Source organism: Rheinheimera sp. SA_1, assembly GCF_001669775.1.
Lineage (GTDB): Bacteria > Pseudomonadota > Gammaproteobacteria > Enterobacterales > Alteromonadaceae > Pararheinheimera.
This window is the reverse complement of sequence record NZ_LXWK01000016.1, coordinates 629,475-646,025: the sequence shown is the minus strand read 5'-3', so window position 1 is coordinate 646,025 and position 16,551 is coordinate 629,475. Positions and strand designations below refer to the sequence as shown.

The 16,551-nt window shown below is 48.4% G+C and carries 14 protein-coding genes and 1 pseudogene; 8 read left to right on the top strand and 7 right to left on the bottom strand.

The genetic code is table 11. The annotated features are described in order from the left end of the window. Nucleotides 1–158 precede the first annotated feature (158 nt). Complete coding sequence (locus tag A5320_RS14865; protein WP_068066267.1) at nt 159–938, top strand: polysaccharide deacetylase family protein; 780 nt, start codon at nt 159–161, stop codon at nt 936–938. Here A5320_RS14865 and pcp read toward each other — a convergent pair. The 4 genes from pcp to pxpA form a co-directional block, all read right to left on the bottom strand. Beyond that, nucleotides 886–1,530 (bottom strand): pyroglutamyl-peptidase I, encoded by a 645-nt coding sequence (pcp, locus tag A5320_RS14860; protein WP_068066263.1) that lies wholly within the window; start codon nt 1,528–1,530, stop codon nt 886–888. The two genes, A5320_RS14865 and pcp, sit on opposite strands and share 53 nt — an antisense overlap. Nucleotides 1,531–1,593: 63 nt before the next feature. Then, a complete protein-coding gene (locus A5320_RS14855) occupies nt 1,594–2,544 on the bottom strand; it encodes a DUF979 domain-containing protein (protein ID WP_068066260.1) in 951 nt (316 codons plus the stop codon). After that, nucleotides 2,541–3,296, bottom strand: coding sequence for a DUF969 domain-containing protein (locus tag A5320_RS14850; protein ID WP_068066258.1), 756 nt, complete (start codon nt 3,294–3,296; stop codon nt 2,541–2,543). Before A5320_RS14850 ends, A5320_RS14855 begins: the two co-directional genes overlap by 4 nt. Beyond that, nucleotides 3,284–4,072, bottom strand: a complete 789-nt coding sequence (pxpA, locus tag A5320_RS14845; protein WP_082971793.1) for a 5-oxoprolinase subunit PxpA — start codon at nt 4,070–4,072, stop codon at nt 3,284–3,286. The genes A5320_RS14850 and pxpA overlap by 13 nt, the downstream gene beginning before the upstream one ends. A gap of 146 nt (nt 4,073–4,218) precedes the next feature. Between pxpA and A5320_RS14840 the strand changes: the two genes are divergently transcribed. From A5320_RS14840 to A5320_RS14810, 7 genes and pseudogenes are all read left to right on the top strand, one after another. Beyond that, nucleotides 4,219–4,758, top strand: a complete 540-nt coding sequence (locus A5320_RS14840; protein ID WP_197490127.1) for a GNAT family N-acetyltransferase — start codon at nt 4,219–4,221, stop codon at nt 4,756–4,758. A 187-nt stretch (nt 4,759–4,945) separates the two neighbouring features. Continuing rightward, nucleotides 4,946–6,256, top strand: coding sequence for a trigger factor (tig, locus tag A5320_RS14835; protein WP_068066253.1), 1,311 nt, complete (start codon nt 4,946–4,948; stop codon nt 6,254–6,256). 94 nt (nt 6,257–6,350) lie between these two features. After that, nucleotides 6,351–6,974: an ATP-dependent Clp endopeptidase proteolytic subunit ClpP gene (gene clpP, locus A5320_RS14830; protein ID WP_197490126.1), complete on the top strand. Its 624-nt coding sequence runs from the start codon at nt 6,351–6,353 to the stop codon at nt 6,972–6,974. Nucleotides 6,975–7,228: 254 nt separating this feature from the next. After that, nucleotides 7,229–8,509, top strand: a complete 1,281-nt coding sequence (gene clpX, locus A5320_RS14825; RefSeq protein WP_068066250.1) for an ATP-dependent protease ATP-binding subunit ClpX — start codon at nt 7,229–7,231, stop codon at nt 8,507–8,509. Between the two features lie 263 nt (nt 8,510–8,772). Further along, a pseudogene (gene lon, locus A5320_RS14820) lies at nt 8,773–11,098 on the top strand (endopeptidase La); the annotation flags it as partial. A 282-nt stretch (nt 11,099–11,380) separates the two neighbouring features. Further along, nucleotides 11,381–11,653 carry a nucleoid-associated protein HU-beta gene (gene hupB, locus A5320_RS14815; protein ID WP_031565609.1) on the top strand — a complete coding sequence of 91 codons (273 nt, stop codon included), beginning with the start codon at nt 11,381–11,383 and terminating at the stop codon, nt 11,651–11,653. A gap of 205 nt (nt 11,654–11,858) precedes the next feature. Beyond that, nucleotides 11,859–13,775 carry a SurA N-terminal domain-containing protein gene (locus A5320_RS14810; RefSeq protein ID WP_082971791.1) on the top strand — a complete coding sequence of 639 codons (1,917 nt, stop codon included), beginning with the start codon at nt 11,859–11,861 and terminating at the stop codon, nt 13,773–13,775. A gap of 126 nt (nt 13,776–13,901) precedes the next feature. Here A5320_RS14810 and A5320_RS14805 read toward each other — a convergent pair whose 3' ends face one another. Genes A5320_RS14805 through A5320_RS14795 form a run of 3 tightly spaced genes read right to left on the bottom strand, consistent with a single transcriptional unit; the run spans nt 13,902 to nt 16,550 of the window. Further along, nucleotides 13,902–14,669 (bottom strand): ATP-binding cassette domain-containing protein, encoded by a 768-nt coding sequence (locus A5320_RS14805; RefSeq protein WP_068066244.1) that lies wholly within the window; start codon nt 14,667–14,669, stop codon nt 13,902–13,904. Then, nucleotides 14,662–15,657 carry a peptide ABC transporter ATP-binding protein gene (locus tag A5320_RS14800; protein WP_068066242.1) on the bottom strand — a complete coding sequence of 332 codons (996 nt, stop codon included), beginning with the start codon at nt 15,655–15,657 and terminating at the stop codon, nt 14,662–14,664. The genes A5320_RS14805 and A5320_RS14800 overlap by 8 nt, the downstream gene beginning before the upstream one ends. Beyond that, a complete protein-coding gene (locus A5320_RS14795) occupies nt 15,657–16,550 on the bottom strand; it encodes an ABC transporter permease subunit (RefSeq protein ID WP_068066239.1) in 894 nt (297 codons plus the stop codon). Before A5320_RS14795 ends, A5320_RS14800 begins: the two co-directional genes overlap by 1 nt. Nucleotide 16,551 lies beyond the last annotated feature (1 nt).

The following is a 16,551-nucleotide window of genomic DNA, read 5'->3' as shown; positions in this document are numbered from 1 at the left end:
AAATTAAGGCATTGATTTTGCTTAACGTTCAGACTTTTGTCAGCGTTGTCATGCGTCTAGGCGCAGAGCGTTGACCCATCACTTACCATCGGGGGTCGCAGGCGGCTTGTATGCTGCGCTAGCGTCCCGATTACGACCAAGGACAAAGTCGGAAAACTATGCAAATCAAAGCGATGTTGCTACTGGTATTGATGTTGTTCAGCTCAGCCGCACTGTGGCGCATTTCCAGTCTGACCGATTTTCAAATGCTCGGCACCCTGGTGCATCGGGTTGATACCACCGAGCCGTTAATCGCGCTCACTTTTGATGACGGCCCGACGCCGGGCAAAACCGAACAAATTTTGCAAATCCTGGCCGCGGAAAATATTCCGGCGACGTTTTTTCTGACCGGTTCCGAACTTGAAGCACACCCACATCTACTGACCCAAATTCTGGCCGCTGGCCATCAGGTAGGTAATCACAGTTACAGTCATCAACGGATGTTATTTAAAACGCCTGGTTTTATTGCCCGCGAAATTGAAACAACCGATGCGTTGCTCAAAGCCGGTGGTGCACCCGAACCTTATTATTTTCGGCCGCCTTATGGTAAGAAACTGTTTCTGCTGCCGCGGTATCTGGCGAAACATCAGCGGATTGCTGTGACCTGGGATGTTGCGCCGGAGAATTTCCCGCAGCTGACTCAGGATCCAAAGTTATTGGCTGAATATACCGTCACACATGCGCGGGCGGGGTCGATCATTTTGTTGCACGTAATGTACGACAGTCGCGCTGCAACCTTGCAGGCAGTACCTGCAATTATTCAGGGTCTGAAAGCCAGAGGGTTTCGGTTTGTCACTGTGGCAGAGCTGCTCAGTCGACGACCAACAAATGACATCGCGCGATTGATTAATCCAGTTGACCAGTCGCCAACAGAATATCCGGTTGCTGTAAGAGACTGAGTTGAATGCAGATTTTCAACGCTTCCACCACTAAAGCCGTACTCATACTGGCACTTTGATGATGTGCCGCCTGTTCCGGGCTATAAGGGATATGAATAAAACCAGCCCGCACCTGTGGTTTAGCGGCAAGCGCATGCATCAGTCCGTAAAACACATGATTGCAGACAAAAGTACCGGCGCTAAAAGAAACTTCAGCCGGAATACCGTTCAGTCGTAACTGTTGCACCAAGTGTTTCAGCGGCAAGGTGCTGAAATAGGCCGCCGGGCCGTCGTCGGCCGTGGCAGTCGCGAGCGGTTGTTGCCCTTGATTATCGGCAATCCGCGCATCGTTGTAATTAATTGCCACTTTTTCCAGACTAAATGCAGTTCTGCCACCAGCCTGACCAAGTGCTAACACCAGCGACGGATCCAGCGCGGTCAGTTCAGCATCAAGCACCGACAAACTTTGGGTAAACACACAGGGCAGCTGTCGCGCTCGAACCACAGTTTCGTCATCTGGTTGCCAACCATCCAGTTGCTTTACGGCGTCCCAGGATGGATTGCTGGCTTCACCGCCAAAGGGTTCAAAGCCGGTTAAAAGTATTGTTCGCATTTGGAAGTCCTGTTCGGGTGCTGCTGAAATATCAATATGTTCAAGCCCTAAATGTTCAAAAGCCTAAAACGCCAAAAAATACAGCAGGAAAATGTTACAAATCAACAAAATAACCGCAGTTGGCGTTTGCGCTTTAATCACTGCATGTTGATCTTTGAGTTCCAGTAACGCAGCTGGCACCATATTAAAATTCGCCGCCATTGGTGTCATCAAGGTACCGCAGTAACCACAGAACATGCCGATCGCTGCCATCACCGCCGGATTGGCGCCATGTTGCATGATCAATACCGGAATTCCAATACCGGCAGTGATCACTGGAAAAGCGGCAAAGGCATTGCCCATAATCATCGTAAATAACGCCATCGCAATAGCGTAAGTTGCGACAGCGATGAGTTTGTGATCGACCGCCAGATAAGTTTCGGTCAGCACGGCCACTGCCTGGCCAACACCAGCGTTGTTAAACAATAAGCCAAGCGTTGCCAATAGTTGTGGCAACAACACCGCCCAGCCCATGGCTTCAAGTAAACGTTTAGCTTCGATACCGCCTTGAGCCGGGCTTTCCCGGGTCAGCCAGCAAGCGGCGATAAAAGCCACCACACAGGCAAGCCCAAGGCTGACCAAAGTTAGATTTTTTGGATCCAGTAAGCGCCAGTTGTCGTTACCAATCAGCCCCAACACCAGTACGCCAAAGACGGTGATAAAAGGGATCAGCAAAGCTGGCAGAAAGATTTTTTTACCAATGCGCGTCAGTGATTGTTGTAGTTGCTCCGGCGCCAACATTTTCGGCACGGCGCTACTGAGGGCACCAAAACCGGCCAGCAGCGCCAGCAAGACTACCATCAGCCCGACCACTTCATGCGGCAGGTAATCGCCGATTAAAAATACTAAGGCATAACAGCCCCAGAATGAAGCTGAGGCAAAACGTCTCGGTTGCTCTTTATTCAGCAGTGTTAAAATCGCAGTCCAGAGTAAAATCAGTCCGACTAAAATGTACAAAAAAGATAAGGAAATCATGCTTGATCTCCCGACTTTGTGGCAGGGCTGGCCGCGGATGTTGTCGAATTCACCTCGACACTGGCAGCTTGCGCCTGCAACCGGCGTAACATCTGATCCATTTGCCGCAACCGATAAGCATGAATGGCAAAAGCGCATAAGGCTGTTGGAATGCCCCACAGTGCAATATGCAGCGGATTGGTTTCAATACCAGATTCGCGCAAAAAGGTGTGCATCAACACGATGGCACCAAAGGCGACAAAAATATCTTCGCCAAAAAACAAGCCGATATTGTCGGTAGCCGCCGCCATCGCTTTGACTTTCTCCCGAATGCGCTCAGGAATGCTCGGCCAGCGCTGCTCAGCTAAAGCTTCCGCCATTGGCGCCAGCAGCGGTCGAACCATTTGCGGATGACCGCCCAAACTGGTCAGTCCCAAAGCCGCCGTACTTTCCCGTGCCGCCAGATACACGGTCAGCAAACGGCCAACGGTCGCACCTTTAAGGTTTTTGATAAAATTCTGCGCCTGTTGTTTCAGGCCATGGCGTTCGGCTAAACCAATCACGGCAAGCGGCAATAACAAAATCACCGGTAAAGTGCGGGTTTTTAAAAAACCTTCACCCAGCTGCGCCAAAATTTCGCGAATGGGCATCAAGGCAGCAAGTCCGGTGATAATGCCAGCCACCAACACCACCAAAACCGGGTTGAACTTCAGTAAAAAGCCCAGCATCACCACGCCGATGCCAAGCAACGGCCATAAATTTACAAGGTCCATTGTGCCTCTGATGAAAATGATTTGAAGGTTTTTGCTTTGATCAAAATATGCTGCTGTAACAGTGCCTGATGTAGCTTCTGCGCTAAAGTCACCGCTTGCGGACTGTCGCCATGTAAACATAAGCTTTCAGCGTGCAGTGTGATGAAGTCGCCGCTCAGCGCCTGTACCTGCCGCTGTTGTACCAGCTGCAAACTTTGCGAAATGGCGGCGTCGGCCGTTAACAATGCACCGGCATGGGCTCGTGAAACCAGCTGGCCATTCGCCTGATAAGCACGATCAGCAAAAGCTTCGGCTATCACCGGTAGTTGTTGCTGCAAGGCGGCTAAATGCAACGGACTTTGCGCCAGCGTCATCAAAGGCAGCTGATACTTGCTACACAGCTCCAACAACATTGCCCCGAGTTGTGGATCTTGTGCGGCGACGTTATACAAAGCGCCATGCGCTTTCAGATGGCATACTGCTACACCTTCTTCGGCAGTCAGCTTCAGGAAATAATCGAGCTGTTGACCAAGGCTGACCCGTAATTCCGGCAACGGCATGTCTAATGCTTTTCGACCAAAATTTTGTCGGTCAGGGTAAGAAGGGTGGGCACCCACAGCAACGTTGTGTTGCTTGCATAGCTGAAGCGCCTGCCGTATTTCAGCTTCTGAACCAGCATGCGCACCGCAGCTAATATTGGCCGACGACAACCAGGGCACGATAGCTCGGTCGTCATACCCTTCGCCGATATCGGCATTCAAATCGATTTCCATTTTATTTTGCACAATATCTGGCATTTAGCGGCATCACTTTAAAAAAATTGGCGGACAAAAAGCTGCTTGCACCATAGCAGCTTGATACTTGCCTGCAAAGCTGGTTTGACCCCTTGATTATCGTGGAAATTTGCGGCCAATACATGAGATTAGGTACACTGCTGCTTTCAATGAAAGGGCTTATAGACAAGATGCACAATCATCCATCAGTAGCGAAAACAACGAGCATAATTGAAATTCGGCCAGCGCAATTAGCAGAGCTTGCCGCCGTCGCTGCGCTGGAAGAACAAGTTTTTGCCACTGCGGTGTATCCGGATTTTTTCTTTCGGCAGGCCTATGACTTGTGGCCGGATTTTTTGCTACTGGCCTGGCAAGGCGAGCAGTTGCTTGGTTATTTGCTGGCAGCGCCAGGTCAGCAAGGTGTTGCCAGTCTCGGTATTTTGTCGCTGGCGGTGTCCGAACAAAGCCGTGGTTTGGGGGTTGGGCAAGCGTTGTTGCAGTATTTACTGCTACATTGTCCGGCTCAAACCCATCAATTGTGGCTGACGGTAGCCCCTGATAATCTGGCGGCGCTACATCTGTATAAAAAATCGGGATTCATTGAGCAAAATTATAGTGAAGATTACTACGGTAAAGGGGAACCCCGTTGGTTGCTGGTGAAGCATCTTTTGGCCGAACCTGATGACAAAAATGAGCATAAAATTCCATGAAAACAGGGCGCTAAGCCGCGCCAATGCTGGATTTAAACAAATGCTCGACGTCTTCGAAAACCCTCGCTATAATGCCGCGTCCTATTAAACAATGGATCTGGTTGGCTAGTGCTGAGTAAGCGAAACATGCCAGATTTAAGCATGATGGCGTAAACCCCACGCCCGTTTTTGATTTTGAGGTAACAAGATGCAAGTTTCTGTTGAAACCACCCAGGGTTTAGAGCGCCGTATTAACATCACGGTTCCAGCCGCTGCAATCAGCACTGAAGTAGATAAAGAACTCCGCCAAATTGCAAAAAATCGTCGTATCGACGGTTTCCGTCCAGGCAAAGCGCCTGTTGGCATGATCAAAAAAATGTTTGGTCTGTCAGTACTGCAAGACGTGGCATCACGTCAGATGCAAAACCATTTCTATCAGGCGATTATCGCCAACAAACTGACACCAGCTGGTGCTCCGACTTTTGCTCCAGGCCAACTGGCTGAAGGCAAAGATCTGGAATTTTCTGCCACTTTCGAAGTGTATCCAGAAGTTGAACTGAACGGTTTAAGCAAAGTTGAAGTCAACAAACCAACTGTTGAAATTTCAGCTGACGACATGGCAAAAATGATCGAAACGCTGCGTAAGCAACACGCCACTTGGGCTGCTTCTGATAAAGCGTCTGCTGCAGGCGACCGCGTGAAGATGGACTTCGTAGGCTCAATCGACGGCGAAGAATTCGAAGGCGGCAAAGCTGAAGGTTTCAGCCTGGACTTAGGTCAGGGCCGAATGATCCCAGGTTTTGAAGATGGCATCATCGGCAAAAAAGCTGGCGAGCAATTCACCATTGACGTGACTTTCCCAGCTGAATACCACGCAGAAAACTTAAAAGGCAAAGCGGCTCAGTTCGCTATCACACTGCAGTCTGTTGAGACGCAAGTGCTGCCAGAAGTGAACGAAGAATTCGTAAAACTGTTTGGCTTAGCTGAAACAACGGTTGAAGCGCTGCATGCAGAAGTACGTAAAAATATGGAACGCGAACTGAACCAAACCATCAAAGGCAAGGTAAAAGAGCAAGTGATCAAAGGCTTACTGGCTAATCACGAGCTGGACGTGCCACAAGCACTGATCGAAAGCGAAGTTGACGTATTACGTCGTCAGGCGCTGCAGCGTTTTGGTAACAACGTTGACGCGAAAAACCTGCCAGAACTGCCAGCGGCATTATTCGCTGATCAGGCTCGTGACCGCGTTAAAGTTGGTTTGCTGTTAGGTGAAGTGATTAAAACCAACAACCTGCAAGTAGACGACAGCCGCGTTCAGGCATTAATCGCGACTATCGCTTCAGCTTACGAAGATCCACAAGAAGTGGTGCAGTACTACAACAGCAACAAAGAGCTGTTACAGGGTATGCGCAACGTGGCTTTAGAAGAGCAGGCGATTGACCTGGTTCTGGCTCAGGCGAAAGTGACTGAGCAAGCTGCTGAGTTTGACGAAATAATGAATCCACAAGCTGCCAACTAACATTGACTTTGCTTAGTTAGACGGTTTTAATGGCTCGGGCAGCAGTGTTCGGGCCATTTTATTTTCTGCCGCATTTTTCCAGGGGATCCAGCTGATGGTGTTAAACCAAAATATGAATGAATTAGTGAATGCATTAGTACCGATCGTGATCGAGCAGACGGCTAAAGGTGAACGCTCTTTTGATATCTACTCGCGTTTACTGAAAGAGCGGGTGATTTTTCTGACCGGTCAGGTTGAAGATCACATGGCCAACTTAATAGTCGCGCAGTTACTGTTCCTGGAATCTGAAAATCCGGAAAAAGACATCTACATCTATATCAACTCTCCAGGTGGTTCTGTCACCGCCGGCCTCGCCATTTACGACACAATGCGCTATATCAAGTGTGATATCGCCACCGTTTGTGTCGGACAAGCAGCCAGCATGGGGGCATTCCTGTTATCTGGTGGTACCAAAGGCAAACGTTATTGTCTGCCAAATGCCCGGGTGATGATCCACCAACCTTTGGGTGGTTTCCAGGGCCAGGCCACAGATTTTGAAATCCATGCCCGGGAAATTCTGACCATCAAGGAAAAATTAAACCGCCTGATGGCCGAACATACTGGCAAGACTTACGAAGAGATTGTCAAAGCCACGGAGCGGGATAATTTTTTAAGTGCACAACAAGCCTTGGAATATGGTCTGATCGACACCATCTTTGTTAAAAGCGAAGCCAAGTAATTTTTGACCGATCTTATTAGGTAAGTTTGCAAAAAAGCACAACGGATTGACTGTTATACCCTATAGCATTGAAGTTGCAGGTAAGGTAGGCGGCAACTGAGCGAATCTCCAATAGCATAGCTGTCTATGCTATTGGAGTGAACGAAAGCGGCCAACACCCCTGCGGCTTCAAGGATGACGGGTATAAGTGCTTCACAATTGAATTGGCGGTGGTCGGAAGGAAACGACCATTGCAACGTGAAAGAGGTAGTTCCATGTCTGATCACCGCACCGACGGCGACAAAAGCAGCAAACTGTTGTATTGCTCATTTTGTGGCAAATCACAGCACGAAGTGCGTAAGTTGATCGCAGGTCCACAGGTGTATATTTGTGATGAATGCGTTGACCTGTGCAACGACATTATCCGTGAAGAAATTAAAGACATTTCGCCGAAGCGCGATGGTAATAAATTACCGACGCCACGCGAAATCCGCACCCATCTGGATGACTATGTCATTGGCCAGGAACATGCGAAAAAAGTTCTGGCAGTTGCAGTGTACAACCATTACAAACGGTTACGCACCAGCACCCACAAACAAGATGTTGAACTGGGCAAAAGTAACATTTTGCTGATTGGTCCAACTGGTAGCGGTAAAACGCTGCTTGCAGAAACTTTAGCGCGTTTACTGGATGTGCCATTCACCATGGCCGACGCGACGACGTTAACCGAAGCCGGTTATGTTGGTGAAGACGTCGAAAATATCATTCAGAAGTTGCTGCAAAAGTGCGACTACGATGTCGAAAAAGCCCAACGCGGTATTGTCTACATCGATGAAATTGACAAAATTTCCCGTAAATCAGAGAACCCATCAATCACCCGTGATGTGTCAGGTGAAGGTGTACAGCAAGCGCTGTTAAAACTGATTGAAGGCACTATTGCTTCGGTTCCGCCGCAAGGTGGCCGGAAACATCCACAGCAGGAATTCCTGCAAGTGGATACTTCGAAAATTCTGTTTATTTGTGGTGGTGCTTTTGCCGGCCTTGATAAAATTATCGAGCAACGCAGTGCCAAAGGCTCCAGTATCGGTTTTGGTGCTGAAGTAAAAAGCAAAGAATCAAATCGTTCTTTGACCGAAAGTTTCCGTGATGTTGAACCGGAGGATTTGGTGAAATTCGGTTTAATTCCGGAATTTATCGGCCGTTTACCGGTGCTGGCAACTCTGACAGAACTGGATTTAGCAGCCTTGATGCAAATTTTAAGTCAGCCAAAAAATGCGCTGGTGAAACAGTTTGCCGCTTTATTCCAGATGGAAGACGTTGAACTTGAGTTCCGCGAAGATGCGCTTAAAGCCATTGCGCAAAAAGCGATGGAGCGTAAAACTGGTGCCCGTGGTTTACGTTCAATCCTGGAAGGCGTATTGCTTGATACCATGTACGAGCTGCCATCAATGCAGGATGTCAGCAAGGTGGTGATTGACGAAACCGTCATTCGTGGTGAATCGCAGCCAATCCTGATTTATGAAAATCCGGAAAAAGCGGTGGCAGAATCACACTGAACCAGATAAAAAGGAGCTTCGGCTCCTTTTTTGATCGCTGTGCTGATGAACAAAAACTGCCAAAAAGCCGTATCCCTTAGTGGAAGTGGTTTTCGGCAAGAAAAAACAGTGCCGCAAAGTGGCTTTCCAACCAGAAATACCTAAGTGGTTAACAGAGCCTAATGTTTTGCCAGCATTTTTTCAGCAGGTGCATTGAAGTGACAGATCCTGACCCCATATACTCAGATATTCACGCCTGCAGTAACTAATTCGAGAGAGATTGAATGACAGAAGCAACAGTCGAACGTTTGCATATGCCGGTTCTGGCATTACGCGATGTTGTCGTCTATCCCCACATGGTAATTCCATTGTTTGTCGGGCGGGCGAAATCTATAAAATGCCTTGATGCTGCGATGGACAACGAAAAGCAAATTTTCTTAGTCGCGCAAAAAGATGCCACGCTGGACGATCCGGCCGAAGCTGACTTGTACCGGGTGGGTACTGTCGCCACTATTCTGCAACTGTTGAAGCTGCCCGATGGTACCGTTAAAGTGCTGGTGGAAGGTGGCCGTCGCGCCAAACTTGTCAACTTCACTGAAACTGACGAGCTGTTTATGGCCAATGTCGAAGTGGTTACTTCGCCGGACATGGATAGCCGCGAGCAGGAAGTGTTTCTGCGCTCAGCGGTCGGCCAGTTTGAAGGTTACATCAAGCTCAACAAAAAAATTCCGCCGGAAGTTTTGACCGCCTTATCTGGTATTGATGACGCTGCACGCCTGGCTGATACCATGGCCGCGCATATGCCGCTGAAAATTGATGACAAACAAAAAGTGCTGGAAATCATCGATGTCACCGAGCGTCTGGAATTCCTGATGGCGATGATGGAAAGCGAAATCGACATCCTGCAGGTGGAGCGTCGCATTCGTGGTCGTGTCAAAAAGCAGATGGAAAAAAGCCAGCGCGAGTATTACCTCAACGAACAAATGAAAGCCATTCAGCGCGAGCTGGGTGAGCTGGATGATGCGCCGGACGAATTTGAAGCCATCAATCGTAAAATTGAATCGGCACAAATGCCGGAAGAAGCCAAAACCAAAGCTTCGGCCGAGCTTAGCAAGCTGAAAATGATGTCACCGATGTCGGCGGAAGCTACAGTGGTGCGTTCTTATATCGAGTGGTTAACGCAAGTGCCATGGAAGCAACGCTCCAAGGTGAAAAAAAATCTGGCGCTGGCCGAAGAAATTCTCAATTCAGACCATTATGGTCTGGATAAAGTCAAAGAGCGGATCCTTGAGTATCTTGCGGTGCAACAGCGCGTGAATAAACTTAAAGGCCCGATTTTGTGTTTAGTTGGTCCTCCTGGCGTTGGTAAAACCTCGTTAGGCCAATCAGTTGCTAAAGCGACAGGCCGTAAGTATGTGCGGATGGCATTAGGCGGCGTTCGTGATGAAGCTGAGATTCGCGGTCACCGCCGTACTTACATTGGTTCGATGCCGGGCAAAATCATCCAGAAAATGGCCAAAGTCGGTGTGCGTAACCCACTGTTTTTACTAGATGAAATCGATAAGATGGCATCAGATTTTCGTGGTGACCCTGCCGCAGCTTTATTAGAAGTGCTGGATCCGGAGCAGAATTCGGCCTTTAGCGATCATTACCTGGAAGTTGATTACGACTTATCAGACGTGATGTTTTTCGCGACCAGTAACAGTCTGAACATTCCGGAAGCTTTGTTAGATCGGATGGAAGTGATTCGGCTGGCCGGTTATACCGAAGATGAAAAACTAAATATCGCCAAACAGCATTTGATTAATAAACAAATTGAACGCAATGGTTTGAAAAAAGGCGAAATTAGTATCGAAGATAGTGCCATCGTCGGCATCATTCGATATTACACCCGTGAAGCCGGTGTTCGAAGCCTGGAGCGGGAAGTTTCAAAACTTTGCCGTAAAGCAGTGAAGAAAATTCTGCTCGATTCCACGGTGAAAACCGTGGTGATTAACCAGAATAACCTGGAAGAGTTCTTAGGCGTGCAACGTTTTGACTATGGCAAAGCCGAAGACAGTAATCGTATTGGGCAGGTAACAGGTCTGGCCTGGACATCGGTCGGCGGTGATTTATTGACGATTGAAGCTGCTGCAGTGGTTGGTAAAGGCAAGCTTACGCACACTGGATCTCTCGGCGACGTGATGAAAGAGTCGATTCAGGCCGCCATGACAGTGGTCAGAAGCCGTGCTGAAACGCTGCGTATCAATGAAGATTTTTACGAAAAACGTGATATTCACATTCACGTGCCGGAAGGCGCTACGCCTAAAGATGGCCCAAGTGCAGGTATTGCGATGGTGACGGCATTAGTTTCAGCTTTAACCGGTAATCCGGTGCGCGCTGATGTGGCGATGACCGGCGAAATCACCTTGCGTGGTGAAGTCTTACCGATTGGTGGCCTGAAAGAGAAATTACTGGCGGCCCATCGTGGTGGTATTAAACGCGTATTAATCCCGCATGATAACGTCCGTGATTTAAAAGACATTCCGGATAACGTCAAAGGCGACATCGAAATTTGTCCGGTACAGTGGATAGATCAGGTGCTTGAATTTGCGCTGCAAGAGCCGCCGACCGGTATGTCTGTGGTAAATGTGGAAAAAAGCAGCGTAAAAGCGAAAAAAACCCAAAAAAATGTGGTTTAGGGGCTTTTCAATTACGCAGGCTGTGCTAATTTAGGGGCAGTTTCGTTGCAGCCCTTGTGCGACAAGGGCTAGCGAGACGCAAGGAAATTTTCAAGTCCATTGTATTTGTGCTTGCAAGCATTTCGGATGCTTGATATAACAATGCCGACATTACAAAAATGTACTTACAATTTGGTTGTAGAAAATAATAACAATTGAAGGGGATGATATTGTGAACAAGTCTCAACTTATCGACAAAATTGCTGCTGGTGCAGACATTTCTAAAGCGGCAGCGGGTCGTTCTCTTGACGCGTTCATCGAAGCCGTTACTGAAGCTTTAAAAGAAGGTGATTCAGTTGCTCTGGTTGGTTTTGGCACTTTCGCAGTACGTGAGCGCGCAGCCCGTACTGGCCGTAACCCACAAACTGGTGAAACTATCCAAATCGCTTCTGCGAAGATCCCTTCGTTCAAGCCAGGTAAAGCGTTAAAAGACAGCGTAAACTAAACTTGCAAACTGTGCCGGCGCGCTGGTGCAGTCGCAAAGCTTAAAAAGAATTCTGGTTGACCTTCGTCAATCAAAACCGCTGACACAGTTCTTCTGAGCAGCAGGTAGCAAGAGTTCCGTTACAGCTTCTATAAGAAAGGCGCATCTGTTAAGATGCGCTTTTTTTTTAAGCCAGCATTTTGCCGTTATAAGAGAAGAAGCAAGCATGTTAGAAAAGATCAGAGAAGGTTCAAAAGGGATAGTCGCTCAGGTCATTCTGGGTCTGGTAATCCTGACATTCGCCGTATCCGGCGTTAGCAGCTACTTTGGCAACACCGGCGACCAGGCGGTTGCGGTGGTCAATGGCGAAGAAATCAGCCGGACTAAGTTTGAAGAAAGCCTTCAGACCGAGCGTGGCAGAATGGAGCAGCAATTTGGCGAGATGTTTGCCACTTTGGCCGCTGATCCACAGTATATGAACAACTTCCGCAATTCAGTGCTGGAGCGCTTAATCGGTGAAACCCTGATTAAACAACAAAGCGACACACTGGGTTTGCAAATCAGCGATGACTTGCTGATCAAAACCATCACGCAAATGCAGGAATTCCAGTTAGAGGGTACCTTTAACAATGACCGTTACCTGGCATTATTGCGTCAAAACAATTTAACCCCGAATAAATTCCGCGACATCCTGCGTGAGCAGTTTGTGCGTAACCAATTTATGGTGGGTGTCGCCGGTTCTGAGTTTGCGCTGCCTGGTGAAATGCGCAGTTTGATGTCTTTACAACAACAAAACCGCGACATCGAATATGCAGTGTTAAAAGCTGCCGATTTTGCAGCGGCCGTTGCAGTCACAGACGAAAAACTGGCTGAATATTACCAGTTAAACCAAAGCAGCTACGCGACACCGGAACAAGTTTCGCTGCAGTATGTCGAGCTTAAAGGTACTGATTTAGCCAGCACCATTAAAGTTACTGACGCTGATGTTGAAGCTTATTATCAGGCGCAGTCCGCCCGTTATTCTACTGAAGAACGTCGTCGGGTATCGCATATCCTGTTGGAATCAGCAGAAGAAGATAAAGCGGTTGCTGCTAAAGCTGAAGATTTGTTAAAGCAGCTGCAGCAAGGTGCTGATTTCGCCGCCTTGGCCAAGCAACATTCAGCCGACACTGTTTCAGCGGAAAATGGCGGTGATTTAGATTTTATTACCAAAGACGTGATGGAACCTGAATTTGAAAATGCCGTATATGCGCTGGCCAAAGCTGGTGATTTGTCAGGTGTGGTTAAAACATCCTTCGGTTACCATGTAATCAAGCTGACCGAAATTGAAGCTGGCACCGTCAAGCCTTTATCAGAAGTTCGTGCTGCAATTACCGAAGCGGTACAACAAGAAAAAGCTGCTGAGCAATTCGCCGATTTACAGCAGAAGCTGGCCGAGGTTAGTTTTGAAATCGCCGACAATTTAGAAGAAGCGGCGACTGCAATTAACAGCACTGTAAAAGTCATGCCGTTATTCTCTCGTGAAACCGCAGTTGCACCATTCGCCCTGCCGAAATTCCTCGATACAGTGTTTGGTGATGAATTTATTAGTGCTGGTACAAACACTGAAGTGATTGAACTTGCGCCACAACATGTAATCGTTGCCCGGTTAGTTGAGCATTTACCAGAGAAAGTGAAAACTCTGGAAGAAGTGAAAGCTCAGGTACAAGCTGCAGTGGTTGCCAAAGAGAGTAACACTCTGGCGACGGCAAAAGCCGATGCACTGCTGGCACAATTTAACGAAGGTAAAGACATTCGTGAGTTAATTGCCGCTGAAAAGCTGACGTTGCAAACAGCAGCTGCCACGCCGCGTTTTGGTGGTGCTTTGGATGCAGAAATCAGAACCAAAGCCTTCGAATTGCCAAAACCAGTCGCAACTAAGCCAATCTCTGCCGGAACTGCGGCGCTGGCATCTGGTGACGTTTCACTGGTATTAGTGACGAAAGTGACAGATGTACCATCTACTGCCGAGCCAGCAGCAGCCGAGCTGGAGCAGTTTGCCCAGCAAATCGGCCAGCAACATTTTATCGCAGTGCAGGAAGCATTAAAGCAACAGGCTGAAATTGTCCGGAATTTACCGGCAATGACCAGTCAGGATCTTTAAACCTGAAAGGTTATAAAGCATCGCTTGCATAAAAACCCCGCCAATTGGCGGGGTTTTGTTTTTAAGACTCAGGCTTTAACAAAGGGAAATGAGCAAGCTAACTCGCTACCGCTGGGGCGATACAAATTAATATTCAATACTCTTCATTAGCTTACGGCTGTACTCATGCTGAGGGTTTTCAAATACCGCGCTGGTGTCACCGTAATCGAGGCTTATGCCCTTATGTAGTACCAAGGTTTGATCGGCAATATGGCGCACCAACCGCAATTGATTGGTGATCAGTAGATAAGCCAGGCCGGTTTTTTGTTGCAGCTCCAGTAGCAAGTTCACGATTTGCGCCCGTAACGACGGGTCCAGTGCCGTTAAAGCTTCATCCAGAATGAGAATTTTCGGATCGAGAATTAAAGCTCGGGCCAGTGCGACCCGTTGTAACTGGCCGCCAGAAAACATATGCGGGTAATAGTTACCGTGCTCGTTGAGTAAACCTAACAGTTTTAACGTGTCGGCGATTTTACGTTCGCGCTGCTCAACACTAAGCACCGTACTGTAGCGCAACACGTCATGCAGGATATCGGCGATTTTTTGATTCGGGTTCAGTGAGCGGGCAGCATCCTGAAAGATGTACCGGATCAAATGATTGGTTTTTTGATAATCAGCGCAGTTCAGTTGCTGGCCAGCCAGTAGAATTTCGCCACTGTCCGGTTGTTCAATACCTACCAACAATTTTGCCAGGGTACTTTTACCAGAGCCGGTTTCGCCAACTATAGCGAGCGTCTGACCCGCTTCCAGGCTAAAACTGACATTCGACAATGCCTGCACGGTGTGGCGGCTAAACATGCCTCGGGCTTTTTGGTAGCTTTTGCTCAGGCCTTTGACTTCAATCAGATTACTCATTGGTTTTCCCCGACAACGGAAAATGGCAGCTGAAGTAATGGTTTTGCTGACGCTCGAACAGCGGCGTTTTAACGCATTCTTTGCGGGCATTTGGGCAACGTGGCCCAAGACGACAGCCAATCGGCAAATGTTGCAAGGTCGGAATGCTGCCATGCAGCGCATACAGTTGCTGTTTAAAACCCAGATCCGGCTGAAATTCCGGTACGCTTTTAATCAGCGCATTGGTATATGGATGCAACGGATGTTTTAACAAGGTGGCGGTATCACCAGCTTCCACCAATTGGCCGCAATACAGCACGCTTAAGGTATCAGTGTTGCGGGCAACGGTTTCCAGCTCGTGGCTGATTAATAAGATCGAGGTGCCTTTGAGCTGATTAAAGCTCGCCAATAATCGGAACAACTGCGCCTGAGTAGTACTTTCCAGTGCCGTGGTCGGTTCGTCGGCGATCAGCAATTTCGGATTTTTCGCAATCGCCATCGCAATCATGATTTTTTGGCAAACGCCTTCCGACAGCTGATACGGATAACTACTGAGCACTGCCGCATGGTCGCGAATACCCACTTTGTGCAATAGCGCAATAGCCCGCTTTTTGCGTTGTGAACCGCGTTGCCACCAGCTACCTTCCAGCAAATGATCCGGAATTGACTCGGCCAGCTGCTCACCAATCGGCGAAGTAGGGTCCATGCTGCGACTGGGCTCCTGATAAATCATTGCGATATCGCGGCTGATGATCCGGCGTTGCTCGTGGTAGGGCAGGCGCAGCAAATCCTGACCACACCAATTAAAACGATCGGCCGAGACTTTCCAGCGTTCGTGTAATACACCCATGATGGCTTTAGCAATTAAGCTCTTGCCGGAGCCCGATTCGCCAACCAGGCCACGAACTTCACCTTCCTTTAAGCTCAGATTAACCCGGTCGACCGCCCGGATCATGCCGTCAGGTGTGCTTAATTCCAGCGTAAGATTACGAATATCCAAAAGCTGCATCAGTTTTCCCGCCGTTTTTTCATCGCAACCCGAATACCGTCACCAACCAGATTTACCGCCAGCACTGTGACAAAAATCATCAAGCCAGGTAGCGCGACAGTCCAGGGGGCCAGATAAATTGAATCCAATGAATCGGCAATCATACTACCCCATTCTGCCGTCGGTGACTGTGCGCCAATACTCAGAAAACCAAGCGCAGCGATATCCAGTACCGCGGTCGATAAGGCCATGGTAAACATCAGCACCAGTTGCTCCCAGATATTCGGGAAAATCACAAACAGCAATAATTGCCGTTGACTGGCACCATCCAGCCGATAGGCCGTTACATAATCCTGTTTAAGCTGTTGCTGAATGGCGTTGCGTACGCCATGCACAAATTGTGGTAACAGTGCCAGCATGATGGCCCAGATGGTATTCATCAAACCTGGTCCGAGCACGGCAACAATCACAATGGCCAGCAACAATGAAGGGATAGTCAGCGCTAAATCCAGTAAGTGATTAAAAATACTTGATTTAACGCCTTTACTCATCCCGGAAAGTGCGCCCAGAATTACCCCTACGATCAGTGAACCCAGCACCGCCAAAATCGCCAGACCAAAGGTATAACTGGTTCCAAGCATTAAGCGTGACATCAGATCACGGCCTAAATCATCGGTGCCTAAGGGGTAGGAGACCAAGCCGGAATTTTGCCAGGAGGGTGGGACCAGCAACAGTTGTGAATTCTGCAGATAAGGATCATGGGGTGTTAAAAATGGCGTCAACACTGCCAGTAATAACAACAATAACAAAGTGATAAAACCAAAAAAAGCAAAATGCTGTTGGGTAAAATGCTTCCACAGCAGTTTAAACGGGCCTTTATTGTGTTCTTCGTAATAGAGTCTGAGTTTTTTCATC

Coding starts and splice junctions, on each gene's coding strand:
- A5320_RS14865 (WP_068066267.1), top strand. CDS start 159: ATGCAAATCAAAGCGATGTTGCTACTGGTATTGATGTTGTTCAGCTCA.
- pcp (WP_068066263.1), bottom strand. CDS start 1,530: ATGCGAACAATACTTTTAACCGGCTTTGAACCCTTTGGCGGTGAAGCC.
- A5320_RS14855 (WP_068066260.1), bottom strand. CDS start 2,544: ATGATTTCCTTATCTTTTTTGTACATTTTAGTCGGACTGATTTTACTC.
- A5320_RS14850 (WP_068066258.1), bottom strand. CDS start 3,296: ATGGACCTTGTAAATTTATGGCCGTTGCTTGGCATCGGCGTGGTGATG.
- pxpA (WP_082971793.1), bottom strand. CDS start 4,072: ATGCCAGATATTGTGCAAAATAAAATGGAAATCGATTTGAATGCCGAT.
- A5320_RS14840 (WP_197490127.1), top strand. CDS start 4,219: ATGAAAGGGCTTATAGACAAGATGCACAATCATCCATCAGTAGCGAAA.
- tig (WP_068066253.1), top strand. CDS start 4,946: ATGCAAGTTTCTGTTGAAACCACCCAGGGTTTAGAGCGCCGTATTAAC.
- clpP (WP_197490126.1), top strand. CDS start 6,351: ATGGTGTTAAACCAAAATATGAATGAATTAGTGAATGCATTAGTACCG.
- clpX (WP_068066250.1), top strand. CDS start 7,229: ATGTCTGATCACCGCACCGACGGCGACAAAAGCAGCAAACTGTTGTAT.
- A5320_RS14810 (WP_082971791.1), top strand. CDS start 11,859: ATGTTAGAAAAGATCAGAGAAGGTTCAAAAGGGATAGTCGCTCAGGTC.
- A5320_RS14805 (WP_068066244.1), bottom strand. CDS start 14,669: ATGAGTAATCTGATTGAAGTCAAAGGCCTGAGCAAAAGCTACCAAAAA.
- A5320_RS14800 (WP_068066242.1), bottom strand. CDS start 15,657: ATGCAGCTTTTGGATATTCGTAATCTTACGCTGGAATTAAGCACACCT.
- A5320_RS14795 (WP_068066239.1), bottom strand. CDS start 16,550: ATGAAAAAACTCAGACTCTATTACGAAGAACACAATAAAGGCCCGTTT.